We start from the raw sequence: 25,120 nt of genomic DNA on the forward strand, positions 1-25,120 counted from the left end.
CTTATGGATAAGGAAACAAGAACTTATTATATTAAATTAGTTAAATTTCTTGCAGAAGCCTTAGGAAGAAATTATGAAATAGTCTTACATGATGTAAGCGAAGATGGAGCTAATATAGCAGAAATTGCTAATAATCATATTAGTAAAAGAACTATAAATTCGCCTCTAACTGGTTTTGCGATTGAAATGATTAAAAACAAAATCTATTTAGAACGTGATTATATAACACATTATAAAACCTCAGCTAAAAGCTCACAGGTAATGTCTGGATCTACATTTTTTATTAAAAAAGATGAAAAACTTGAAGGTTTGCTTTGCATTAATCATGATACTTCAGCATTTAAAAAAATCTCTGATGAAATTTTAAATCTTGGAAATATTTATGATAATTCTTATGAAAGTCCTGAGCAAGAAAACAAAGAATATATAAAACTTGATTTAGAAGAAATCGTTGAAGATATTACGGGTATGGATATAGAAAGTTTTAAAAATAAAAGTTTAAAACCAAAAGAAAAGCAAAAAATGATAGCTAGTTTATACGAAAAAGGCGTGTTTAATGTAAAGGGTGTTATTCCTAAGGTTGCTGAGCTTTTGAGTATTTCAGAACCTAGTGTTTATAGACATTTACAAAAGATTAAATAATCATCATTTTAAAAAAATATAATTTTTGATACAATAACACTTTAAAATTTTATAAAAGGAAAAATATGGCTGATGATATGATGGATGAACAAGGCGAATCAAAGAAAAAAGGTGGTAATACTTTAGTAATCATTATCGTTGTATTTTTATTTGTATTTTTGCTTGTAATTGTAGGAGCAATTGCTTATTTAATGTTTAGCGGTGGTTCTGAAGAAAATCCTGCTCCACAAGCTGAAGAAAGTGCACAAGTTGCGCAAACTCCTAAAAAAACAAATGCAGTAGCAGCTAGAGGGAGTGATTATGCAAATATTGGCGTGATGTATCCTTTAGCACCTTTTACACTAAATTTATTAAGTGATGGTGGATCAAGATATGTAAAATGCACCATTCAACTTGAACAAAATGTTGAAACTCTAACTCCTGAGCTTGATAAAAAAGTTGCTATTATTAGAGATATTATCATTAGAACTTTAACTTCAAAAACCTTTGAAGAAGTAAGCACCACAAAAGGCAAAGAAAGATTAAAAGATGAATTAACTGGTAAAATTAATGAGGTTTTAACTGATGGTTTTATCAAAAATATTTATTTTACTGACTTTGTAGTATCTTAATGATAGGCTGTGACATAGTCGTATGCTCTCGCATAGAAAAAATTTATGAAAGACATAAAACGCTTTTCTTGGATAAATTTTTATCCAAGCAAGAGCAAAGTTATATAAAAAATACCAACACTCTAGCAGGATTTTGGGCTATTAAAGAAGCTGCCTCTAAAGCTTTGGGAGTTGGAATTTCCAAAGAATGTTCTTTTTTTGATATCATCATCTCTAAAGATAATAAAAATGCTCCACATATTAGTTTTTCTCAAAAAGTTATGCAAGAATTTAATATAAAATCAGCAAGTGTAAGCGTAGCGCATGATGGGGGTTTTGCTATAGCAGTAGTGGCTATAGAAACTAAGCAAGGTTAAAACCTTGCTTTACATATAAAGCCCACCATTGACTTTTAAAATTTCTCCTGTGATATAAGAAGAATGATCGCTTAATAAAAATGCCACAGCTTGAGCTACTTCACTTGCATCCGCAAAACGCTTTAAAGGGATATTATTAATATAATTTTGTTTTATTTCATCACTTAAAACTTCGGTCATATCACTTTTTATAAAACCTGGGGTAATGCAGTTGTATCTTATATTTCTTGCTGCGCCTTCTTTAGCAAAAGATTTTGTTAATGCTATCATACCACCTTTGCTGGCACTATAATTAGTTTGGCCTGCATTTCCCATTTCTCCAACTATAGAAGCGATATTTACAACCGCACCAAAACGCTTTTTACTCATAGTTTTTAATGCCTCTCTACAACCTAAAAAGCTTGAATTTAAATTAGCATTAATCACTGAAGAAAAATCATCCATACTCATTCTAAGTGCTAATTTATCATTAGTAATACCTGCATTATTAACTAAGTAACTAAGTTCACCATCACTTTCTATTATGGTTGCAATAGCGCTTGTAAATTCTTCTTCAACACTTGCATCAAATTTAATCACAGCTGCAGTGCCACCACTTTTTTCTATCTCTTCTTTTAACGCATCAGCAAGCTCAGGCTTGCTTCTATAATTAATCCAAACTTTTAAACCATAACTTGCTAATTCTTTAGCTATTGCTGCACCTATACCTTTACTTGCACCTGTTATCAAAACATTTTTTCCACTAAATTTCATTGTTCTCCTTTAAATTAAAATAAAGCCTCATCCATTTCTTTTGGAATAGGCAAGTTTAAAATTTTAAGCACGCTTGGTGCTATATTACTAAGCCCCATACCCTCTTTGAGTTTATCCACTCCTTTAGCTTCTACAAAAGCAAAAACATCAAAGGTTGTGTGATTAGTGAGCATATTTTCATTTTCATCCCTCATCGCTTCACAGTTTCCATGATCTGAAGTAATAATAAAAGCATAATCATGTTCCCTTGCTTTGGCAATAACCCTACCTAAACACTCATCCACACATTCAACCGCACTAATTGCAGCATTAAAATCACCCGTATGTCCTACCATATCACCATTTGCAAAATTTACTACGATAAAATCCATGCCATTTTCTATACCCTTAATCACCTCATCTGCGACTTCTTTAGCACTCATTTGAGGTTTTTCATCGTATGTTTTTACCTTAGGACTTGGGATTAAAACTCTTGTTTCATTGCATTCTAATTCTTCTTTTCCCCCATTAAAGAAAAAAGTTACATGAGCGTATTTTTCTGTCTCAGCTGTGTGAAGTTGGCTTAAATTTGCATTAGCTATCACAGAAGCTAAAGTATTATTTAATTCTTCTTTTTCAAACATCACAGGCAGTTTAAAACTTTCATCATACAAACTCATAGTAATGGCATTTTTTACAAGCACCTCTTTTGGAAATTCATTAAAGCTTTCTTGGGTTAAAGAAGCAACTAATTGACGCATTCTATCATTTCTAAAATTGATAAAAATCACACCATCTTCAGCCTTAATTCCATCAAAGTTTTGACTAATAACTGGGCTTAAAAACTCATCTGTGATATTTTCATCATAGCTTTTTTGTATAAATTGTGCAAAATCATCACACTTTGGTGCCTTAGTAAATAAAGCATCATAATAAGATTTAACCCTATCATAGCGCTTATCTCTATCCATAGCATAAAATCTTCCCGATAAAGAAGCAAAATTAATCCTTTCTTTTTCACAAAATTCCTGTAAAGATTTTATAAATTCCAAACCTGAATTTGGGGGACAATCCCTACCATCGCTAATTGCATGCGCAAAAACTTCTTTATTTTCTTGCTTACAAATTTTTAAAAGTGCATTAAAATGTGTATGCATAGAATGCACCCCACCATCACTATAAAGCCCTATAATATGCACTCTTTTACATTTTTGCAATAAATCTTTTAAAGCCTTATTATCTTTTAAAGTGTCATTTTCTATGGCTTTATTTATCTTGACTAAATTTTGATAGATTATGCGTCCACTACCTATACACATATGCCCTACTTCGCTATTACCCATTTGACCTTCAGGTAGGCCAACTGCCAAGCCACTTGTTTTTATCAAAACATTAGGGGTATTTTCAAAAAGCTTATCATAAGTTGGCTTTTTAGCATGAAAAAAAGCATTATAGTTTGAATTTGTATTATGTCCTATACCATCTGTGATTATCAAAATACATTTTTGACTCATTTTTTACTCTTTTTTATAATTTATTTATGTGATTTTACTAAAATTATGCTTTTAAAAAACAAATACAAGGTTAAAATTTTGCTTTATCTTACAGAATATACAAATTATATGTTTTTTTCTTATATTAGCGTGCGTGCTGGTTTTGCATTTTTTATCGCTTTATTTTTGAGTTTATATTTAATGCCAAAATTTATCAAATGGGCTCAAAATAAAAAAGCAAATCAACCTATTTATGAATACGCTCCACAATCACACCAAGCCAAATCTCATACCCCTACTATGGGCGGGCTTGTTTTTATCTTTGCTACTATCATAGCAAGTGTTTTAAGCGCTGATTTAAATAATAGTTTTGTAATCGTTGGATTATTGTGTTTGATGTTATTTTGTACTATAGGCTTAGTCGATGATTTGGGTAAGATTTTAAAAAAAGACAATCACGCAGGACTAAGCCCAAAAATGAAACTTCTAGGACAATTTAGTGCTGCTTTTATCTGTGTTGGATTATTATATTTATTTGATATAAATACTGAATTTTATTTACCTTTTTATAAACACGCTATTTTTGATGGTGGTATGTTTATGCTGTTTTTATGGATTTTAGTTATTGTATCAAGCTCTAATGCTGTGAATTTAACTGATGGGCTTGATGGGCTTGCAACCGTGCCTTCTATATTTTCTCTTTTAAGCCTTGGTGCTTTTTTATATTTAAGTGGAAATGCTATTTATAGTTCTTATTTATTTTTACCTAAAATTCAAGGTCTAGGAGAACTTGTGGTGCTAAGCTCAGCTTTAGTTGGTGCGCTTATGGGATTTTTGTGGTATAACTGCTATCCTGCACAAGTTTTTATGGGAGATAGTGGGAGTTTAAGCATAGGGGCGTTTTTAGGCTATCTTGGCATAGTAAGTAAAAATGAAATTTTACTTTTACTGATAGGTTTTGTATTTGTTTTAGAAACTGTTTCAGTGATTTTACAAGTAGGAAGTTTTAAAATCTTCAACAAAAGAGTATTTAAAATGGCACCTATTCATCATCATTTTGAAAAAATAGGTTGGGTGGAAAACAAAATCATCGTGCGTTTTTGGATGATAGCCTTACTTGCAAATATCATTGCATTAATTAGTATAAAGTTAAGATAATGAAAATTTCACTTTTTGGATACGGAAAAACAACTAAAGCTTTTGCACAGCGTTTTGGAAATTGCGATATTTATGATGATCATTTTACAAGTATAAGTAAAGATGAATTTAACAATACACTTTTACCACCTTGTGAATTTGATCCTTTAAAAAGTGACTTAGAAATTCCAAGTCCTGGCTTTCCAAATAATCATTCTCTCATACAGCAAGCAAGAAATTTAAGCAGTGAGTATGATTTTTTTTATGATGGTATGCCAAAAAGTGTTTGGATAAGCGGAACAAATGGCAAAACCACTACCACTCAAATGACACATCATCTTTTAAAACACATCAATGCACAAATGGGAGCAAATATTGGAACTCCTTTAGCACAAATGGACGCTAATACTAAATTATGGATTTTAGAAAGCTCGTCTTTTTCACTTTTTTACACCAAAGTAGCTAAACCTGAAATTTATGCACTTTTACCTATCACACCTGATCATCTTTCTTGGCATAAAAGCTTTGAAAATTATGAGCAAGCAAAACTTAGCGTGCTTGAAAGAATGAATGAAAATGATGTGGTAATTTTACCTAAAAAATATGAGGCTTATCCAACTCATGCTTATGTTATAAGCTATGAAGATGAGCAAGATTTAGCTAAAAAAATGCAAATTGATTTAGAAAAAATTCATTTTAAAACCCCATTTTTACTTGATGCACTTATTGCTTTAAGTATAGAAAAAATCATACTAGATCGTTGCTCTTATGAACTTTTAAATGAGTTTAAGATAGAAAAAAACAAGCTTGAAGAAATATTTGATCATAAAAATAGACTTTGGGTAAATGATACTAAAGCAACTAATCTTGATGCTAGTTTAGCTGCTCTTAAACGCTATAAGGATAAAAAAATTCATCTTATCATAGGTGGGGATGACAAAGGAGTGGATTTAAGTGCTTTATTTGCTTTTATGAAAGAGCTTAATATAGAACTTTATACCATAGGAAAAAGCGCTAATAAAATGCTTGAATATGCTAAAAATGCTAATTTAAAAGCACATTTTTGCGAGTTTTTACCTAAAGCAGTAGAAAAAATCAATCAAAACCTAACTAATGATGGAGTAGCTCTACTAAGCCCTGCTTGTGCGAGCTTAGATCAATTTAAATCTTACGAAGAAAGGGGAGAGCTTTTTAAAAAATGTATTCAAGAATTAAACTAAATCTTTTTGAATGCAAAGCTTTAAAAACTCACATAAATTTATAAATTTCTTGCTTGGTTCTTTATTTTTATGATAAATCAAGCAAAGCTCTCTTGAAATTTTAAAATTTTTTAATCTTACTTCAAATAAGCTTTTAGCTTCAAGCTCTTCTTTAACGCTAAATTTAGGTAAAACCGCTAAAAAATTACCTTTTTTAACTAACTCTTTTATCATAGCAGTTGAGTTTAACTCATAAGCTAAATTAAGCTTTATATCTTTAGGCAAAGCATTTAAAAATACTTCTTTTGCGCCAGAACCTTGCTCACGACTTAGCCATTTAAAATCCTTTAACTCATCTATGAAAAATTCTTTTTTGAAGTCATTTTTACTCACCACAATAAGCTCATCATCACAAATTTTAATCTTTTTTACATCCTTGTCTTTGCAAATTCCTTCAATCAAACCTATATCTATTTCTTTATCTAAAATATCTTTGATAATATTTTGACTATTATCTAAAAACAAATTTAACTTGATATTTTCTTCCTTTTGATCTAAAAAAGATCCTAGTAAATAAGTACCTACATTTTGACTCACTTTCATACTTATTTCATAGCTTTGATCATCTTGCATTGCTTTTTCTATGCGTTCAAATTCTAAAATCAAAGGTGTAATTTGTTTTAAAAAAACCTTTCCTTTTTCATTTAAGCTTAAAAATTTAGCATTTCTATCAAAAAGCTTGGTGTTTAAACTTTTTTCAAGTTCAAATATAGCTAAAGACAAAGCAGATTGAGTTATATTTAATTCTTTAGCACAAGCTCTTAAATTTAAATTTCTACACAAGGCTTGAAAATATTTTATTTGTTTAAAAGTCATAAGCACTCTTTTGATAAATATTTTTAATCATTATATCAAATAAAATTAATTTTACTTATCATAAAAAAATCATTAAGATTACAAAAAATAAAAAAGGAAAATTTCATGCATAAAAATATATATAAACATAGAAAATTTGAAGCTTTTTTACTGCTTTTTACTCTTGCTTTTTGTGCTTTTGCTATTTCTGAGCTTAGTTTTTTCAAAAATCTTGGAATTTCAGCTTTAATCATAGCTGTAATTTTGGGAGCTTTAATAGGAAATTTAGCACATCAAAATGCAAATTTACTCAAAAAATCAGGAGTTTTAAACATAGCAACAAAAGAAATTTTAAGACTTGGGATTATACTTTATGGCTTTAGAATTACTTTTAATGATTTAGAAAAAGTTGGATTAAATGGGATTTTATTAGCATTTTTAGTGGTATTTTCTACCTTTTTTATAGGGCTTTTGCTAGGAAAATTATTCAAACTTGATCTTAAAGAAAGTATACTTATAAGTAGTGGCTCAAGCATTTGTGGAGCAGCTGCTGTGATGGCTAGTGAAAGCATTGTTAAAGGTGGCTCTGCTAAAGTTGGCGTGGCAGTTTGCACTGTGGTGGTTTTTGGAACTTTAGGGATGTTTTTATATCCTTTGGCTTGGAATTTGGGTTGGTTTGATTTTTTTAATTTAAAGCAAATGGGCTATTTCATGGGAGCAAGCTTGCATGAAGTTGCACATGCTGTTGCAGCAGGTGAAGCTGTGCAAGCAGGAGATGGTGCTGTCATAGAAAAAATGATGCGTGTTTTAATGCTAGTACCTTTTTTGATTTTCTTAAGTCTTTTTTCATTAAAATTTCTAAGCAAAAATAATGAAAAAATTTCCATTAAAGCAAATATTCCTTATTTTGCTTTGTGGTTTTTATTTGCTTGTGGTATTAGCTCACTTGAAATATTAAATACCGATTTTGCGCTTAACTATATAAAACCAAGCATACAAACCATAGACACACTTTTACTTTCTATGGCTATGGTAGCTTTGGGAGTGAATATCCATAAAAATGTTTTAAAAAATGCAGGTTTTAAACCATTTTTGATGGCATTGTTGCTTTTTATTTGGTTAATCTTTATATCAATTAACTTAATTTTCCTATTAAATTTATAATATGTTTCATTATGAAACATATTATAGTATTTTATATTTTTTTATTAATTTAATATTTATTTTTTACTACTTTATATTTAAATAGTATTATAATTGAGATGAAATAAATACCAAAAAAGGAGCTAACATGTTCACGCCTAAAACAAAAAGCGAATTAGTTGCTCTTGTTAGAGAAGAGCTTATTGCCTTAGATGAAATCGATGTAAGCTTAATCACGGATATGTCTTATTTATTCTACTATTCTACTAGGACTAATTTTAATGGTATAGAAAAATGGGATGTATCAAATGTTAAAGATATGTCTTATATGTTTTATTGCTGCAAAAGCTTTAATCATGATATTTCTAAATGGAATGTTAGAAATGTTGAAAACATGGAAGGAATGTTTTTTGATTGTGAATCTTTTGATCAAGACTTATCTTCTTGGAATATGTCAAATGTTAAAGATACTAAGTATATGTTTTGTAATTGTCTTAAATTTAATCATAAAGTAGAAAATTGGGATGTGCATAATGCCATTACAATGGCACATATGTTTGAAAACTGCAAACAATTTGATCAAGATTTATCAAGATGGGATGTACACAATGCTAAAACAATGGCATTTTTATTGCATAATTGTACTAATTTTCACTATGATGTTAAAAAATTAGACATTGATAAAAATTGTAATATTCAAAAGATACTAGGGCACGAAGAAATACAAAATAAATATGCTATAAAACATTGATCGCAAGGTAAGCTATTGCTTACCTGCTTGATTAATCCAAAGCCCCATAGCAATGACAACAATAACCTGCCCTAAAAATCCTTGAAATACACTAAATAATCTTAACAAAGAACTAACGGGCGTTACATCGCCAAAACCTATCGTTAGCATAGTAACTCCACTAAAATAATAACAATCAACCAAACCTTTTATTCTATTTTGAATTTGAGGTTTTAAGTCATCATCTAAAGACCAAAAATTATGAATTCCTCTTATGGGGGTTTGAAACTGCACCTCTATAACTTTTTCTTGTAAATCTACAATATCTAAATTTTCATTTTTTTGAGTAGCAATTAACATTCTATTATAATTATCTACATCACAAGAAAAATAATACAAATTCCCATACGCAAACCATATCAAAACATAAGCATATAAAATAATAAAAAATTTTTCTTTAATATTAATCTTACTACTAAAAGCAGCCCAAATACTAATAAGCAAAAACATCATCAATGCCATAGCTACCATAATAGGAATAATATTTAAAATTAAAAATAAAATTTCAGAAGTAATTTTACCCGTTGCATAAATAGCAAGCTCATCAAATAAAAAACTACAAAATAAAGGCACCACAGCAAGCAAAGTCCAAACAAAAAGAAATCGTTTGGTGCTTTTATGATAAATGCCAATATAATGATTTAAAAGTCTATGATATAGCATTAGCGAATCAGTAATAAAGGTTTTTTAGCCTTAGTTAAAATATCATTTGTCAAACTACCAAATAAAATACTTTTTAACCAGTGATGCGAATAAGCTCCCATGATCAATAAATCTATATCATTTTGTTCACCAAAATCAAATAAAGCCTGAGTAATCTCTCCACTTAAATGCTGAGTTTGTACATTTAAATTTGCTTCTTTAAAAATTTGACTTACTTGAGCTAATAACTCACAAGAAGCTTTTTCATCTTTAGAAACATTTACCACATAACGCTTTGCTTCTTTAAAAATAGGTCTTTTAATGGCTTGCTCTATAGCCTTTTTAGCTAAATTACTCCCATCATAAGCCATCATCACACTTTTAATCTCTTTAAAGGCAGAATTTACAAGCAAAATAGGTACATTTAAAGCTCTTACTAATTCTTCTGTATGAATGCCTATTTTATTTTTCTTACCTCCGCCTTTTAAACCTGCTATGGCTAATCTTATTTGATCATTATATTCTTTTAAAACTTCTTCTAAATCTCCATCTTTTTGCACACTAAAGCATTCTTTTACGCCTTGTTCTTTTGCATAAGCACAAAATTCTTCTAAAATTCTTTGCCCTTTTTTACAAAGATTTTCATTTTTTTGACTTTGCTCTTCTACTAAATCTTCAATCACACACCCACTAGCACCTATGCCAAAACTACAAGCTAATTCAGCATTAGTAAAATTTGGTTCTATGGTATATAAAAACATTAAAGGTAAATCTAGCTTTTTAGCTAAATACACCCCATAATACAAACTTTCTCTACAAGGCTCTAAAACATCTACACAAACTAGAATTTTTTCCATTTAATATCCTTTTGTAGTATTAATCTTGTGCTTTTTGCGCTATTAAAACACCTTCTATGATTTTTTTAATATCCCCATCTAAAATATTATCAACCTGCGAAAAAGCTTCGTTTGAGCGTGTATCTTTAACTTGTTGATAAGGAAAAAGCACATAAGAGCGGATTTGATGACCCCAGCCTATCTCACTTTTTTCGCTTGAATTTGCTTCATCTTGTTGTTTCATAAGCTCAAGCTCATAAAGGCGTGATTTTAGCATTTTAAAAGCAGTTGCTTTGTTTTTGTGTTGGCTTCTATCGTTTTGACATTGCACTACTATACCACTTGGCATATGAGTTATGCGCACTGCTGATTCAGTTTTATTAACATGCTGCCCACCTGCTCCGCTTGCTCTATAATAATCAATCCTTATATCTTTTTCTTCAATTTCTATTTCTATATCATCATCAAGTTCAGGTGAAACCATCACACTAGAAAAACTCGTATGGCGACGCCCTGCACTATCAAATGGAGAAGTTCTTACTAAACGATGAATACCATTTTCAGCTTTTAAATACCCATAAGCATTTTCACCTTTTACTAAAAAACTAACATCTTTAAGTCCTGCTTCTTCGCCTTCTTGAAAGTCAAGTGTTTCTACTTTAAAACCTTCTCTTTCACAAAATCTCAAATACATCCTATAAAGCATACTAGCCCAGTCATTACTCTCCGTTCCACCCGCTCCTGGGTGAATAGAAACTATGGCGTTTTTACCATCATTTTCCCCACTTAAAAGCATAGAAATTTCAAGATTTACAATAAGATCTTCTAGCTTGTTTGCATCTTCAAATAAAGCTTCTATAGTATCTAAGTCATTTTCACTATTAGCTAGATCAAAAAGCTCGCTAGCATCATTTAAAGCATTATTTGCATTTTCATAATTTTTAAGTAAATTTGAAATTTTAGTTTTTTCTTTACCTATCACTCCTGCTTGTTTTACATCACTCCAAAAAGAAGGGGAATTTTCTAAATTTTCTATTTCTTTTAATCTTGCTTTTATCTCTTCAGGCTTAATGATAGAAGCGATATTTCCAACTTTGTTTTTTAATTTTTTTAAAAGTTCGCTGTATTCGTAATTATCCATAAAAATTTTCTTTCTAATTTTGATATAATTTAATCTTATAATTTTAGCAAAAAATAAAACATTTAAAGTGAGAAATATGCCAAAACTTTTTTTAATGTCTTTAGGTTGTAATAAAAATTTAGTTGATAGTGAAATCATGCTTGGAAGATTGAGTGATTATGAAATTTGTGATGAGCCAAGCATAGCTGATGTTTTGATTGTAAATACCTGTGGCTTTATAGATAGTGCTAAAAAAGAAAGCATTAATGCGATTTTAGACTTACACGAGCAAAGAAAAAAAGATTCATTGTTAGTTGTAACAGGCTGTTTAATGCAACGCTACCGTGAGGAATTGATGAAAGAACTACCTGAAGTTGATCTTTTTACCGGTGTGGGAGATTATGAAAAAATTGATGAGATAATACTTAAAAAAACTAATCTATTTTCAAATTCTACTTACTTACAAGATAAAAACACCAATCGTGTGATCACAGGCTCTAACTATCATGCTTTTATCAAAATAGCTGAAGGGTGCAATCAAAAATGTTCATTTTGCGCCATACCAAGCTTTAAAGGAAAACTCAAATCAAGAAGTTTAGAAAGCATTGTAAATGAAGTAAAAGAGCTTATTAAAAAAGGCTATAAAGACTTTTCTTTTATCGCTCAAGATACAAGTTCGTATTTATTTGATCAAGGTCAAAAAGATGGACTTTTAAAGCTTATTGAAGCTATAGAAAATATCCAAGGTGTAAAGGCTGCTAGAATTTTATATCTATACCCAACAAGCATTAGTAAAGAAGTAATAGAAAAGATCATTCAATCAAAAGTTTTTGTAAATTATTTTGATATGCCTTTACAACACATCAGTGATAATATGCTTAAAATCATGAAACGCGGAGCTAATAAAGCTAAATTAATCGAACTTTTAAATTTAATGAAACAAGCGCCAAATTCATTTTTACGCACAGGTTTTATAGTAGGACACCCTGGAGAGAGTGATGAGGATTTTGAAGAATTATGCGCTTTTATAAAAGAATTTGATTTTGATAGAATTAGTGTTTTTGCTTATTCTAAAGAAGAAGATACCGCAGCTTTTGAAATGGAACAAATTCCTAGTAAAATCATCAATGCAAGATTAAAAGTAATAGAAAAAATCGTTGATGATTGCATAGAAAAAAGCTTTAATCAACAAGTTGGTAAAAAAACCTTAGCATTTTGTGAAGGACAAAGCTCTGAAGGAGAATTTTTCATCGGTGCAAAAGATTTGCGTTGGGATAGAAATATAGATGGAGAAATTCTCATCAATGAAAGTGATTGTGGAAATTTAGAAATGGGCGAGCTTTATGAGTGTGAAATCACACAGAGCTTAGATAAAAAACTCATTGCAAAAGCCTTAAGAAAGCTTGATGATTGATAGCAAATATTTAAATCATTTAAAGCAAGGGAAAAATCTTTTAGCATTTTCTCATGGGAATGATTCTAGTGCTTTATTTTTCATGCTTTTAGAAAAAAATATAGATTTTGATCTTGCTTTTATAAACTATAAAACTCGCAAAAATAGTGATAAAGAGGAACAAAGCGCCAAAGAATTAGCCAAGCATTTTCATAAAAAAATTTACATCAAAACCGCACCCAAAATAACAAAAAATTTCGAAGCTTGCGCAAGAGCTTTACGTTATGAGTTTTTTGAAGAACTTTGCAAAAATCACTCTTATGATAATCTTTTACTAGCTCATCATTTAAACGATAAATTAGAATGGTTTTTAATGCAATTTTCTAAAGGTGCAGGGCTTAGAGAATTACTTGGTTTTAAAGATATTGAAAAAAGAAAATATTTTACTATCATAAGACCCTTGCTTGAAATTCCTAAAGAAGAAATTTCAAATTACTTAAAAGAAAACAATATCACTTATTTTCATGATGAGAGTAATGATGATGAAAAATATTTTAGAAATTTCATACGCAAAAATTTTGCCAATGAGTTTTTAAAGCTTTATCCAAATGGAGTAAGAAAGAGCTTTAAATACCTAGAAAAAGACTTAAAAGAAGAAAATATTTATGAATTTAAAAATATTTACATTACTCATAAAGATGAAAGTTTAATCGCAAAATGTTTTAAAAAACTTGGAGTACTTTTAAGTGCTAAACAAAGACAAGAAGCTTTAAAAGGCGATGGAGTAATTTCGCATAAAATAGGCATTGTTTACATACAAGAAAAAGTTTTGATTTTTCCTTTTGTAAGTTGTGAGAAAATGTCAAAAGAATTTAAAGAAATTTATAGAAAAGCAAAAATCCCTAAACTCTTAAGAGCATATTTATACACAAAAAATATTGATGTAAAAGAGCTTATGCAAGCTCTTTTATGATTTCTTCAAAAAGTTCTTTTACTCTTGTTTCTAAAAAGTCTTTAAATTCAGCACTTGTAGCTTCAGCACGCATGATAAGATATGGACTTGTATTAGAAGCACGCAAAAGCGCCCAGCCTTCTTTAAAGGTAATTCTAACTCCGTCAATTTCATTACAATCAAGCACATTTTCAAAAGCATTTGCTTTTACTTTTTCTTTAAATTTTTCTATGATTTGAAATTTATTTTCTTCACTAACCTTAAGCTTAATCTCTTCGCTTGCATAAAGTTTTGGTAATTCTTTAACTAATTTTTCTATATCAAAACCATTTACTAAAAGCTCTAAAGTTCTTAAAAATGCATAAATTCCATCATCATAACCAAAATATCTATCTTTAAAGAAAATATGCCCACTAAGCTCTGCTGCTATGTCGATATTTTGCTCTTTCATCATTTTTTTAATATTAGAATGTCCAGTCTTACCCATCATGATAAAACCGAATTTAGCTACCTCATCAAAAAGGTTTTTAGAGCATTTTACCTCACCTAAAACTCTAGGATTTTTTATATTTTTAGCAAATAAATAGCAAAGCTCATCGCCCTTAAATACATAGTCTTTACTTGCTACTACTAAACGATCCCCATCTCCGTCAAAAGCAAAGCCCATTTTTGCATTTTCATTTTCTTTTAGCGCAACTTGCAATGCGTGTAAATTTTCAAGCTCTGTTGGATCGGGTGCGTGATTTGGGAAATTTCCATCAGGATTTTCAAATAAAATTTGCGCATTAAGATTTAATTTTTCCACCAAAGGCTTTATAATTACTCCAGTGGCTCCATTTGCACAATCAATAATGATTTTTTCTTTATAGCCCTTAAGATGTGAAAAATGTTTAGCTAAAAAGTCTATATATAAGCTTTTAACATCATAATTTTCACATCTTAAATCATCATTGATTTCAAGTTCTAAATACTCTTGCACTTTTAAAGAAAGTTTTTTCAAATCAGCACCAAAAAAACTTTCTTTATTAATCGTGATTTTAAAGCCATTGTATTCTTTTGGATTATGCGAACCTGTTATCATAATATTTGCATCAAAAATATCATCGAAAAACAAACTAAAATATCCCATAGGAGTTGGCGCTAAACCTATATTAAAAACTTGCATATTAGTTTTATTTAAACCACTGATTAAATAATTAAAAAGTTCATTTGCACTATATCTTGCATCATAGCCCACACTTACTTTCTCACAACCTCTTGATTTCATTTCTAAACCCAAAGCATAACCTATAGCTTTTACACTTTTTTCATTTAACTCACTTGGGTAAAGCCCTCTTATATCATACTCTCTAAAAATCAAATCTAACATTTTAATCCTTTTGTCTTCTAAGTTCTAATTTTGCTTGTTTTAAACTTTCTTCTATGTTTTCATTTTTGCTTGATAAACAAAGTTTAATTTCTAATTTTGCATTTTGCTCTTTCAATTCAAAACTATATTTTTGCATAAAATTTTCAAGCATTTGAAGCTTGCTTTGTACAAAAGCTATATTTTCATTTTCAAATACAATGATAAAATAATCCTTATCATCTTTAAAAACCCTAGCATGTAAAGCTTTTTTTAAAATCCTAGCAAACTCATGCATTATAAACTCACCCATTTTTGAGCCTTTTTGATGATAAATTTCATTGATATTTTTTATTTCAATCAAGGCTAAATGAAAATTTTCAAGTCCTTGAGCATATCTTCTTAAGGCTTTTAAATTTGGCAAATTGGTTAAAGTGTCAAAAAAGGCTATTTTATAAGCTTTATATGCTAAAAATCCTATCAACACTAAAGAAGCAAATTCATAATAACCCAAATCAACACTATTGTAAAATAAAAACTGCACACTCAAGCCCATATAAGCTAGTAAAAAATGAAAATCATTGTTTTTAAAATACGAAAATAATAAAAATATCATTCCCACCCAAAACACACAAAAACTTAACTCACTAATAGGCTTAAAAAATTGCGTTGAGAGACCAAAAATTTCACTTGTAATGCTGGCATTAAAATTAGTGCTTGTGCTAAGTATTAACGCTACAAAACCCATAAAAGCTAAATACGCAAATTTAATGAGATTAATTCTTTCAAACACAAGCTTGCTATCTTGCAAAAACACAAAAAGCACAAAAGAAAAAGGCAAAAATACCGAGATAAATAAATGCGCTTGATATTCACTTGCTACTAAAGATAAAGCTCTAGCACATAAAATCAACAAAAGTAAGAAAAAAATCTTATTTTGCTTAAAAAAATAAGCTAAAAATAAAGCTAAGATATTAAAAACCAAAGTCATACTAGGCAATGTTTTTAACAATAAATACGAAAAATCCAAAATAATAAACCTTTTTTTGTTAAAATTATAGCAAAAATATTTTAAGGATATTAATGGTAGAAGTAAAAAATCTCACTATGCGTTTTGCAAATCAGTTATTATTTGAAGATGTAAATTTAAAATTAAACCGTGGTGAAAGATATGGACTTATAGGCGCAAATGGCGCAGGAAAATCAACCTTTTTAAAAATTCTCTCAGGCGAAATAGAATCAAGCAGTGGAGAAATTTGCATAGATCCAAATTTAAAAATCGCTGTATTAGGACAAGATCAATTTGCTTTTGAAAACTACACTATCAAAGATGCGGTAATGTGTGCAAATAAAAGATTATATGATGCACTAAAAGAAAAAGAAAAACTTTATATGAGTGAAGAATTTACCGATGCAATCAATGATAGATTAAGCGAGCTTGAAATCATAACAGCAGAAGAAGATCCAAACTATGATTGTGAGCTTAGATGTGAAAAAATTCTTAGTTCTTTAAATATAAAAGATTTTAATGCTCTTATGAGCACTTTACAAAGTGCGGATAAATTTAAAGTTTTATTAGCACAAGTATTGTTTTTAGGTGCTGATGTATTATTTTTAGATGAGCCTACAAATAACCTTGACTTAGAAGCTATTTCTTGGCTTGAAAATGAACTTTTAAGACATGAGGGAACTTTAGTAGTAATTAGCCATGATAGACATTTTCTAAATAAAGTTTGTACAAGAATTTTAGATGTGGATTTTAAACAAATACGCGATTTTGCTGGAAATTATGATGATTGGTATATGGCTTCAACCTTACTTGCTAAGCAAGCTGAACTCAAACGCGATAAAACCTTAAAAGAAAGAGAAGAATTAGAAAATTTCATACGTCGTTTTAGCGCTAATGCTTCAAAAGCCAAACAAGCTACAAGTAGGGCTAAAGCTTTAGAAAAACTTGAACTTGAAGAGATTAAAACTTCAAGTAGACGTGATCCTAGCATAGTTTTTAGAACAAATAGAGAAATAGGAAATGAAGTTTTAGAATTAAAAGGTATTAGCAAAGCTTATGATAAAACTTTATTTGAAAATTTAGAATTGAAATTAGAAAAAGGTGATAAAATAGCCTTAATCGGTGCAAATGGTGTTGGAAAAAGTACTTTAGCTAAAATCATTGCATCAAAATTAGAACCTGATAGTGGCCACATCCACCTTGGTGCTACCATAGAAATGGGATATTTTTCACAAGATACAACGAATTTAATTAATGAAGATTTGAAACTTTATGAATGGCTAATGAGTGAAAAATTCAAAGATTTGGATGAAATTCGCAAATGTCTTGGTAGAATGCTCTTTAGTGGAAGCGATCAAGAGAAAATGGCTTCTAGCTTAAGCGGGGGCGAAAAACACCGCTTAATGCTTTCAAAATTAATGTTAGAACGTGGAAATTTCTTACTTTTAGATGAACCGGATAATCATTTAGATCTTGAAAGTATCATTGCATTAGGTGAAGCCTTGTATAATTTCAAAGGTTGCGTGATATGCATAAGCCACGATAGAGAACTAATTAGTGCTTTTGCTAATCGTATATGGTTTTTAGAAGATGGGAAATTAACAGATTTTAAAGGAAGTTATGACGAATTTTTAGGAGGTTTAGAATGAATTCGTTTAAGATAAAATATGCAGCTGGTTTTGGACATTTTACTCAAAATCACAGAGGTTTTGGCCCAACTATTTATGTAGAAGAAAGTATTGATTTTCAAAGCGAAAAAGATTATTTTGACTATGTTGAATTTTATGAAAAATTCAGCAAAGAAGATGATACTTATTTTCACATTTCATTTTTAGAAGATCGCCCTTTAACTTCTCAAGAATTAGAAAGTAGAAATGCTTATAGAAAACTAAGAGATGAGCGCTGTAACAAAGCTAGAGAAGAGTTTATCAAAAACAATGAAATAGAAGCTGAATACTACCCAACTCATGGTGATTAAGGAATGATTTTTGCTTGTTTTTTCCTTGTAATATTTTGAAAGGAGAAAACATGCAAGTTAACCATGATAATTTATCGGTTAAAGAGTATGGATATGGTCAAAGTAGTGCCTATAAAAGCACTCAAGGAGCTAATGAAGACTTTATGTCTTTACTTAGTCAAAGCAATAGTGAAAATTTAAACGAGCAAAGCATAAAACTTGATGAGCTTTTTTCAAAAGCTATGAATCAAGATCAATTTAGCACAGGAATTTTTAGCTCAAATATGTCAAATATTTATAATTATCGTTTTAGAGGACAAAACGAAACTCCTATGCAAGCTAATATAGAAGAAAAACAAGAGCCACAAAAAGATATGGTAAAAGATCTTTTAAGTTCTTTATAAAAATGAAGTAAGCAAACGCTTACTTCCAAACAAGTCCGCCAAATTCAAACTCTTTTGCAAATTTTTTAAATTCCTCTTCTTCTTTAGCATTAACGCTTAAAATCAATTCAACATTTTCTTGAAATTTTTTTTCATATGAAATGTTATTTTTATTTAAAAAATGCTCAAATCTTGCATAAAGATGAAAAGGAATGTTTAAAATTAAAATATTTTTAGCTTCAAATTCTAAAAGCGTTGCATTTAAAATAGCTTCATTTGTAGCTTCACTATAAGCTCTTACAAGACCGCCTGTACCAAGTTTAATCCCTCCAAAATAACGCACCACAATCACCGCGCAATTAACAAGCAAAGCCCCTCTTAAGACATTCAAACAAGGCATAGCAGAAGTTCCTTTTGGCTCACCATCATCACTTTTATCTTCTATGATTTGATCAAATTCATTTAAATACCTATAAGCATATACAAAATGTACGGCTTTTAAATGCTCATTTCTTAGCTTTTGCATTAAATTTTGAAAATCTTCAAAAGGACATAAAAAAGACAAAAAAGTTGATTTTTTGACTTCTATTTTTGCTTGATAAATTTGATCAATAGTTTTCATATTTTCCTTAAATTAGTTATAATATTTAAATAAAATTATAATCAAAACAACTTATAAAAATTTAAGGATAAACTATGCTTCAAACTTGTATTTTTCCTGCAGCAGGTTATGGTACTAGATTTTTACCTGCTACAAAAACCCTACCTAAAGAAATGCTACCTATACTAACTAAGCCTTTAATTCATTATGGTGTAGATGAGGCTTTAGAAGCTGGTATGGAAACTATGGGCTTTGTTACAGGACGTGGAAAAAGAGCTTTGGAGGATTATTTTGATATTTCTTATGAACTTGAACACCAAATCGCAGGTACTAAAAAAGAATATCTTTTAAGTGAAATAAGAACACTCATAGATCGTTGTACTTTTACTTTTACAAGACAAAATGAAATGAAAGGCTTAGGAGATGCAGTTTTAAAAGCAAAGCCTTTAGTGCAAGATGAAGCTTTTGGGGTAATTTTGGCAGATGATTTATGCGTAAATGAAGATGGGGTAAATGTCCTAGCTCAAATGGTAAAAATTTATGAAAAATACCGCTGCTCTGTTATAGCTGTAATGGAGGTTGAAGCCAATCAAGTTTCAAATTATGGGGTTATAGCAGGAAATGCTGTGGAGGAGGATTTAATCATGGTAAATTCTATGGTAGAAAAACCTGATCCAAAAGATGCTCCAAGCAATTTAGCCATCATAGGAAGATACATTCTAACGCCTGATATTTTTGGTATTTTAGAAAATACTAAAGCAGGTAAAAACGGAGAAATTCAACTAACCGATGCCTTACTTTCACAAGCAACTAACAATATGGTTTTAGCTTATAAATTTAAAGGAAAAAGGTTTGATTGTGGAAGCGTAGAAGGCTTTGTGGAAGCGACAAATTATTTTTATGAGAAAAGTAAAAATGCTAAATAATACTTTATTTTTTAAAACCCAAGATTTTAAAAAAATCACCGCTTATGCAAATAGAATGAATGATGAGTTAGAAAGTGGCGATATAGGGTATTATCACTTAGTAGATACAAGCTTTGATTTAATCAAAGAAAGCAAAGAATTTATCGCAACTAAAACTCATATAGAAAATATTATTTTAGTAGGTATGGGTGGATCAAGTTGTGGGGTTAAAGCTTTAAAAGAGCTTTTATTTGATCAAGCAGAAGAAAAAAAACTTTTTATTATTGACAATACCTCCTCACATACTTTTACCCAAACTATGCAAAAAATAAATCCCCAAAAAACACTTTTCATCATAGCAAGTAAATCAGGTACAACTATAGAGGTGATTTCTTTATTTAAACTCATCATTGCTCATTTTGATTTTAAAAATGAAAATTTACACGAAAACTTTGTGTTTATTACTGATTTTGAGTCAAAACTTCACAAACTAGGAGAAGAATTAAACATAAAATGCTTTTTTATACCTAAAAATGTTGGAGGTAGATTTAGTGTTTTATCTGCTATTGGTATTGTTCCTTTGAGTTTTTGTGGGTATGATACTAAAGCCTTATTAGAAGGTGCAAAAGCTTGTTATGTGGATTTTTTTGAGAAAAAATGTGATCAAATTTTGCAAAAGGCTTATCATTACTGCACACATAAAAGTGCACATATTAATGTGCTTTTTTCTTATGGAGATGCTTTTAAGGGCTTTAATGAATGGTATATTCAACTAATTGCTGAAAGTCTAGGCAAAAAACAAGGCTTTAAACGCATAGGTTTAACTCCTATTGCTTTAATTGGCGCTAGAGATCAGCATAGCTTTTTACAACTTATCATGGATGGACCTAAAGATAAAACTGTTACTTTTTTAAAAATCAAAGATAGTCAAAAATCTCCTAGTATCCCAAATATAAGCTTTAATCATTTGCAAAATTGTGACTTTACTAATGAGGTCAATTTACATGATCTTTTAAACGCACAATGTGATGCAACCATGCATGCATTAATTGCTGAAAATTTAAGTGTTGATGTAATAGAACTTGAAAAATTAGATGCTTATCATTGTGGGTATTTGATGTATTATTATGAGTTATTTACTTCTGCATGTGGCATTATGCTTGGAATTAATACTTATGATCAACCTGGTGTTGAAGTAGGGAAATTAATACTAAAAAATATGCTAAGTAAATAAATTTGCTTTATTGTAAAAAAAGAGTATAATGAAAATATAATAATTACTAACATTAAAATTTATTAGATAATAATAATTATTATTTAAGAATTTTATGTTATAATTTTTAAAAATAAAAAAGGAGATAACATGTCAGTAACAAAACAATTATTACAATTACAAGCGGATGCTCATAGTTTATGGATTAAATTTCATAATTATCATTGGAATGTAAAAGGTTTACAATTTTTTTCAATTCATGAATATACAGAAAAAGCTTACGAAGAAATGGCAGAGCTTTTTGATGATTGTGCTGAAAGAGCTTTACAACTAGGAGAAAAAGCTATCGTTTGCCCAAACACTTTATTAGAAAATGCAAAAGCACCTAAGGTTCAAAAAGACTGCTTTACTCCGGTAGAAGTTTTAGAGCTTATTAGAGAAGATTATAAATATCTTTTGGCTGAATTTAAAAAGCTAAATGAAGAAGCTGAAAAAGCAAGCGATACTACAACTGCAGCATTTGCTCAAGAAAATATTGCAAAATATGAAAAAGCTCTTTGGATGCTTAATTCAACTATCCAAAATACTTGCTCTATGTAAGAATTTATAATGTTTTTTGACTTGCAAAGCTTTATTGCTTTAAGTCAAAAAACAAATTTAACTTCCCAAGAAAAAATACTCTTATTAAAACTCTATGCTCATTTTGAAAAAAATATCGATTTATTGCAAAAATTATATGATTATAGTTTGGTAGCTTATTGTGCTAATATATATTTAAATCAAAGCTTACAAAAAGAAGGTTTACAAAAATACAAAGCCATTATAAAAGCTTTAACTAATCCTTTTTATAAAAAAGAAAAAATCCCTGTAGGTGGTTTAAACAATGCATTTTTAGCTTTAAAATTTTTAAAAAATTATGAAATACTCGAACACATCAATGAAACACACCCTCAATCTAAAATGGGTTTTAGAGCTAATTTTATTTATGATAAAAAAAGAAAAAACTATATTTTGACCTTTGCAGGGAGTGATTTAAATCCTTTATGTTTTGATTTTAAAGATCTTTATAGTGATTTTTTGATTTTACTTAACAAAACTCCAAAAGGCCAAATTCAATCCATGCAGTATTTTTACAATCAACTCAAACAAAAATACGCCATTGATAAAAAGCTCATCATCATAGGGCATTCTTTAGGAGGATATTTAGCTCAAACTTTCGCAAGAACCTTTCCTAACGCGGTAAAAGAAGTCTATGCCTTTCAAGCACCTGGTTTAAACCAAAACTTTCAAAATCATTCGTATATAAATTTTCATATAAATACCACCCATAATTTAAATTTCAAAACTTACAAATGGTGGAATTTTAATTTTGTGCAAAAGCTTTATAAAAAAGATAGTAAAGAGATTTTACTACACATAGGAAGCATTAAACATCATCCTAGCGTGTGTATTTATAAACTGCATGAATTATTTAAAATTCTTAACCCATAAGGGCTAAGAATTAATGTAAATCTTCATTAAGTTTTACAGCTTTTTTATTTAAAGCTGCTATCATCACTCCACTTTGAGAGTCTTGTCTAAAATGCAAGCCATTTAGCCCTGCTAATTCTAAACCTTTATATATATCTTTATCAAATTTAAAATCAGGGTTGATTTTTTGAAGTTCTTCTTTATTTTTTAAAGCAAATTTAGTCCCTTCTAAAACAGCAATACCCGCATCAACAATACAATTATCCCCTAAAGGAATTCCCGTAACTGAATTTGCACCCAAAAGACAAGCTTTACCGATGCTAATAGCATTACCACTAGTGCCACTTAAAACACCAAGTATAGAAGCACCGCCTCCTATATCGCTACCCTCGCCCACAACAGCTGAAGAACTAATACGCCCTTCTACCATACAAGCTCCAGTTGTACCTGCATTAAAATTCACATAAGCAGCTCCTGGCATTATAGTAGTACCTGCGGCTAAAACAGCACCCATTCTTACTTTAGAACTTTCTAAAATTCTAGTATTATCCTCAGGAATAACATGAGCTAAAAATCTTGGAAATTTATCTACATAATCAATCCTTGGATACCTTCCACTCATTTTTAAATCAATCTCATTTTCTCTTAAAAAGTCTAAATCAATAGGCTTATTATCACTCCATGCAACATTTGGTAAAATCCCAAAAGCACCTGTTAAATTTAAGCTTCTTAAAGGCACTTTTTTATTGGAAAGCAAGTAAAGTTTTAAATACACACTTTCTAAACTTTTTGGTGCTTCATCTTCAAAAATACAAACAAAAGAAAAAGCATTTTCTCTAAAATTTTCCTTTGCTGCTTTGATTGCTTCTATATTTTTATGACCTTGCTCTTGTAAAAATGGCGCAAAGCATTCAAGTGCAAAATCCAAATCTTCTTTAATCAAAGTAGCCACAAACTCACTTTCATTAAAATCAACATCAACCCCTCTTCTAAAAAAAGCTTCAAACATAACAGCTGCAGCGGCATAATTTTGCTCAAAATTAATCACACCAAAATTAGCTTGAAGTTTTTTACTAGGATCAACTTGACTTAGATCAAGTCTTGCTATAGCAAAAGCTTTAGGCTTTTTATAATTAATCCTTTGTTCGATTTGCTTGATTAAATTTAAAAATTCTTCTTTACTTTCTATTGGCATATTTTCCTCCTTATTGCGAGCACGCACTTTTGCCATTCATTATAGGTTGAATAGCTGAATTATCTACTTTACCTTCTTGATTAACTTTTTCTATAAATTCCCAAATTTTTTCAGCAGCTTGCAAATATCTTTTTGAACTTACACTCTCAGGCATATAAAAACTTACAGGCTTACCGCTATCTCCACCTTCTCTTACACTCATTTCGATAGGAATTTGAGCTAAAACATCACACTTATAAGCTTTTGCCATTTCTTCTGTGGTACCTTTACCAAAGATATCATATTCTTTACCATTATCAGGACATAAAAAGCCACTCATATTTTCTATAATACCTGCAACAGGAATGTGTAATTTTTCAAACATATCTAGCGCTCTTTTACTATCATCTAAAGATACCACTTGAGGAGTACTTACGCACACACCCGCACTCACTGGCACGCTTTGGGCTAAGGTAATTTGTGCATCACCTGTTCCTGGAGGCATATCAAGCAATAATACATCAAGTTCAGGCCAAAGTACATCAGCTAAAAGTTGCTCAATCGCTTTCATAATCATAGAGCCACGCCACATCAAACCTTTACCCTCTTCTATTAGCACACCCATACTCATCATATAAACCCCATGAGATAAAATAGGACGAATTTTTTGACCTACAATTTCAGGTTTGCTTTTACTCTCGCCAAGCATTCTTGGTATATTTGGTCCATAAATATCTGCGTCTAAAAGCCCTACTCTTTTACCCATTTTAGCCAAAGAAATCGCTAAATTTAAAGTTGTAGTACTTTTACCTACCCCACCTTTACCGCTTGAAATCATAAGGAAATTTTTAATTTGTGGAGCGATATTTTTACCACTTCTTGAATTGCTTTTTTCTTCAGGAATTTTTGGTTGAATGATTTCTAAATTAAGCTCTAAATTTAAATCTTTTAAAGCATTTGCAATATTTAGTTTAAGCTCTTGTGTGATTTGAGCATTAGCTGAAACGATTTCAACTACAATATGTGCTTGATTTTCATTTGATTCAATTTTTTTTACAAAACCAAAACTAACTATATCTTTTTTAAACCCTGGATATATAACTTGTTTTAGTCTTTCTTCAATTTTTTCCTTCAATTTTTCTCCTTATTATTTAAAATGATT

General features: G+C 30.0%; 27 protein-coding genes. 16 read left to right on the plus strand and 11 right to left on the minus strand.

Translation table 11 applies throughout. The features are described from left to right. Window positions 1–3: 3 nt before the first annotated feature. From L8X40_RS00775 to acpS, 3 genes are all read left to right on the plus strand, one after another. On the plus strand, window positions 4–642 hold the full coding sequence (locus L8X40_RS00775; protein ID WP_214099859.1) for a transcriptional regulator: 639 nt from the start codon (window positions 4–6) through the stop codon (window positions 640–642). 65 nt (window positions 643–707) lie between these two features. Beyond that, on the plus strand, window positions 708–1,253 hold the full coding sequence (gene fliL / locus L8X40_RS00780; RefSeq protein WP_087700697.1) for a flagellar basal body-associated protein FliL: 546 nt from the start codon (window positions 708–710) through the stop codon (window positions 1,251–1,253). Further along, on the plus strand, window positions 1,253–1,609 hold the full coding sequence (acpS, locus tag L8X40_RS00785; protein WP_214099858.1) for a holo-ACP synthase: 357 nt from the start codon (window positions 1,253–1,255) through the stop codon (window positions 1,607–1,609). The genes fliL and acpS overlap by 1 nt, the downstream gene beginning before the upstream one ends. 9 nt (window positions 1,610–1,618) lie before the next feature. Here the strand turns inward: acpS and fabG are convergent, their stop codons facing one another. After that, window positions 1,619–2,362: a 3-oxoacyl-ACP reductase FabG gene (gene fabG / locus L8X40_RS00790; protein ID WP_214099857.1), complete on the minus strand. Its 744-nt coding sequence runs from the start codon at window positions 2,360–2,362 to the stop codon at window positions 1,619–1,621. Between the two features lie 14 nt (window positions 2,363–2,376). After that, entirely contained in the window at window positions 2,377–3,855 is a 1,479-nt protein-coding gene (gpmI, locus tag L8X40_RS00795; RefSeq protein WP_263667098.1) for a 2,3-bisphosphoglycerate-independent phosphoglycerate mutase, read from the minus strand. A gap of 78 nt (window positions 3,856–3,933) precedes the next feature. On the opposite strand from gpmI, the gene mraY reads away from it, so the two are divergent. Both mraY and murD read left to right on the plus strand, forming a co-directional pair. Then, on the plus strand, window positions 3,934–4,992 hold the full coding sequence (gene mraY / locus L8X40_RS00800; RefSeq protein WP_087700693.1) for a phospho-N-acetylmuramoyl-pentapeptide-transferase: 1,059 nt from the start codon (window positions 3,934–3,936) through the stop codon (window positions 4,990–4,992). Then, window positions 4,992–6,191 carry a UDP-N-acetylmuramoyl-L-alanine--D-glutamate ligase gene (gene murD / locus L8X40_RS00805; protein ID WP_263667099.1) on the plus strand — a complete coding sequence of 400 codons (1,200 nt, stop codon included), beginning with the start codon at window positions 4,992–4,994 and terminating at the stop codon, window positions 6,189–6,191. Before mraY ends, murD begins: the two co-directional genes overlap by 1 nt. Here murD and L8X40_RS00810 read toward each other — a convergent pair. Then, complete coding sequence (locus L8X40_RS00810; protein ID WP_261529597.1) at window positions 6,183–7,046, minus strand: LysR family transcriptional regulator; 864 nt, start codon at window positions 7,044–7,046, stop codon at window positions 6,183–6,185. The genes murD and L8X40_RS00810 overlap by 9 nt on opposite strands. Before the next feature lie 105 nt (window positions 7,047–7,151). Here L8X40_RS00810 and L8X40_RS00815 point away from each other — a divergent pair, with 105 nt between their 5' ends. Next, on the plus strand, window positions 7,152–8,189 hold the full coding sequence (locus L8X40_RS00815) for a YeiH family protein (protein ID WP_261529598.1): 1,038 nt from the start codon (window positions 7,152–7,154) through the stop codon (window positions 8,187–8,189). Window positions 8,190–8,316: 127 nt separating this feature from the next. Continuing rightward, window positions 8,317–8,919, plus strand: a complete 603-nt coding sequence (locus tag L8X40_RS00820) for a BspA family leucine-rich repeat surface protein (protein WP_214126007.1) — start codon at window positions 8,317–8,319, stop codon at window positions 8,917–8,919. Between the two features lie 12 nt (window positions 8,920–8,931). On the opposite strand, the gene L8X40_RS00825 is transcribed toward L8X40_RS00820, so the two are convergent. The 3 genes from L8X40_RS00825 to prfB are packed head-to-tail and all read right to left on the minus strand — an operon-like array spanning window position 8,932 to window position 11,577. After that, window positions 8,932–9,621 carry a potassium channel family protein gene (locus L8X40_RS00825; RefSeq protein WP_261529599.1) on the minus strand — a complete coding sequence of 230 codons (690 nt, stop codon included), beginning with the start codon at window positions 9,619–9,621 and terminating at the stop codon, window positions 8,932–8,934. Further along, window positions 9,621–10,457: a universal stress protein gene (locus L8X40_RS00830; RefSeq protein WP_087700687.1), complete on the minus strand. Its 837-nt coding sequence runs from the start codon at window positions 10,455–10,457 to the stop codon at window positions 9,621–9,623. The genes L8X40_RS00825 and L8X40_RS00830 overlap by 1 nt, the downstream gene beginning before the upstream one ends. Before the next feature lie 19 nt (window positions 10,458–10,476). Then, on the minus strand, window positions 10,477–11,577 hold the full coding sequence (prfB, locus tag L8X40_RS00835; protein ID WP_039617474.1) for a peptide chain release factor 2: 1,101 nt from the start codon (window positions 11,575–11,577) through the stop codon (window positions 10,477–10,479). Window positions 11,578–11,653: 76 nt separating this feature from the next. Between prfB and rimO the strand changes: the two genes are divergently transcribed. Both rimO and tilS read left to right on the plus strand, forming a co-directional pair. Then, on the plus strand, window positions 11,654–12,970 hold the full coding sequence (gene rimO / locus L8X40_RS00840; RefSeq protein WP_261529600.1) for a 30S ribosomal protein S12 methylthiotransferase RimO: 1,317 nt from the start codon (window positions 11,654–11,656) through the stop codon (window positions 12,968–12,970). Beyond that, window positions 12,960–13,922: a tRNA lysidine(34) synthetase TilS gene (tilS, locus tag L8X40_RS00845; RefSeq protein ID WP_181891863.1), complete on the plus strand. Its 963-nt coding sequence runs from the start codon at window positions 12,960–12,962 to the stop codon at window positions 13,920–13,922. Before rimO ends, tilS begins: the two co-directional genes overlap by 11 nt. Here tilS and L8X40_RS00850 read toward each other — a convergent pair. Together L8X40_RS00850 and L8X40_RS00855 are read right to left on the minus strand one after the other, a co-directional pair. Beyond that, on the minus strand, window positions 13,903–15,270 hold the full coding sequence (locus tag L8X40_RS00850; RefSeq protein ID WP_263667100.1) for a phosphomannomutase/phosphoglucomutase: 1,368 nt from the start codon (window positions 15,268–15,270) through the stop codon (window positions 13,903–13,905). The two genes, tilS and L8X40_RS00850, sit on opposite strands and share 20 nt — an antisense overlap. Window position 15,271: 1 nt before the next feature. Further along, entirely contained in the window at window positions 15,272–16,276 is a 1,005-nt protein-coding gene (locus L8X40_RS00855) for a GGDEF domain-containing protein (RefSeq protein ID WP_263667101.1), read from the minus strand. Window positions 16,277–16,329: 53 nt separating this feature from the next. Between L8X40_RS00855 and L8X40_RS00860 the strand changes: the two genes are divergently transcribed. Genes L8X40_RS00860 through L8X40_RS00870 form a run of 3 tightly spaced genes read left to right on the plus strand, consistent with a single transcriptional unit; the run spans window position 16,330 to window position 18,616 of the window. Further along, window positions 16,330–17,904, plus strand: coding sequence for an ABC-F family ATP-binding cassette domain-containing protein (locus L8X40_RS00860; protein ID WP_214126017.1), 1,575 nt, complete (start codon window positions 16,330–16,332; stop codon window positions 17,902–17,904). Next, complete coding sequence (locus tag L8X40_RS00865) at window positions 17,901–18,233, plus strand: hypothetical protein (protein ID WP_039617462.1); 333 nt, start codon at window positions 17,901–17,903, stop codon at window positions 18,231–18,233. The genes L8X40_RS00860 and L8X40_RS00865 overlap by 4 nt, the downstream gene beginning before the upstream one ends. A gap of 50 nt (window positions 18,234–18,283) precedes the next feature. Continuing rightward, window positions 18,284–18,616: a hypothetical protein gene (locus L8X40_RS00870; protein WP_257927863.1), complete on the plus strand. Its 333-nt coding sequence runs from the start codon at window positions 18,284–18,286 to the stop codon at window positions 18,614–18,616. Window positions 18,617–18,635: 19 nt separating this feature from the next. Here the strand turns inward: L8X40_RS00870 and L8X40_RS00875 are convergent, their stop codons facing one another. After that, the gene (locus L8X40_RS00875) at window positions 18,636–19,217 is read right to left on the minus strand and encodes an IMPACT family protein (RefSeq protein ID WP_263667102.1); all 582 of its coding nucleotides are present in this window, start codon (window positions 19,215–19,217) and stop codon (window positions 18,636–18,638) included. 74 nt (window positions 19,218–19,291) lie between these two features. Between L8X40_RS00875 and galU the strand changes: the two genes are divergently transcribed. The 4 genes from galU (at window position 19,292) to L8X40_RS00895 (ending at window position 22,805) form a co-directional block, all read left to right on the plus strand. Then, complete coding sequence (gene galU, locus L8X40_RS00880; protein WP_087700679.1) at window positions 19,292–20,122, plus strand: UTP--glucose-1-phosphate uridylyltransferase GalU; 831 nt, start codon at window positions 19,292–19,294, stop codon at window positions 20,120–20,122. After that, a complete protein-coding gene (locus L8X40_RS00885) occupies window positions 20,112–21,335 on the plus strand; it encodes a glucose-6-phosphate isomerase (RefSeq protein WP_087700721.1) in 1,224 nt (407 codons plus the stop codon). The genes galU and L8X40_RS00885 overlap by 11 nt, the downstream gene beginning before the upstream one ends. 129 nt (window positions 21,336–21,464) lie before the next feature. Further along, on the plus strand, window positions 21,465–21,914 hold the full coding sequence (locus tag L8X40_RS00890) for a Dps family protein (RefSeq protein ID WP_087700678.1): 450 nt from the start codon (window positions 21,465–21,467) through the stop codon (window positions 21,912–21,914). A 9-nt stretch (window positions 21,915–21,923) separates the two neighbouring features. Beyond that, window positions 21,924–22,805, plus strand: coding sequence for an alpha/beta fold hydrolase (locus L8X40_RS00895; protein ID WP_263667103.1), 882 nt, complete (start codon window positions 21,924–21,926; stop codon window positions 22,803–22,805). A gap of 10 nt (window positions 22,806–22,815) precedes the next feature. Here the strand turns inward: L8X40_RS00895 and L8X40_RS00900 are convergent, their stop codons facing one another. After that, complete coding sequence (locus L8X40_RS00900; RefSeq protein ID WP_263667104.1) at window positions 22,816–23,979, minus strand: 2,3,4,5-tetrahydropyridine-2,6-carboxylate N-succinyltransferase; 1,164 nt, start codon at window positions 23,977–23,979, stop codon at window positions 22,816–22,818. Between the two features lie 10 nt (window positions 23,980–23,989). Further along, on the minus strand, window positions 23,990–25,093 hold the full coding sequence (locus tag L8X40_RS00905; protein WP_263667105.1) for an Mrp/NBP35 family ATP-binding protein: 1,104 nt from the start codon (window positions 25,091–25,093) through the stop codon (window positions 23,990–23,992). Window positions 25,094–25,120: the final 27 nt, after the last annotated feature.

It is taken from the genome of Campylobacter sp. CNRCH_2013_0855 (assembly GCF_025773025.1).
Classification (GTDB): domain Bacteria; phylum Campylobacterota; class Campylobacteria; order Campylobacterales; family Campylobacteraceae; genus Campylobacter_D; species Campylobacter_D jejuni_C.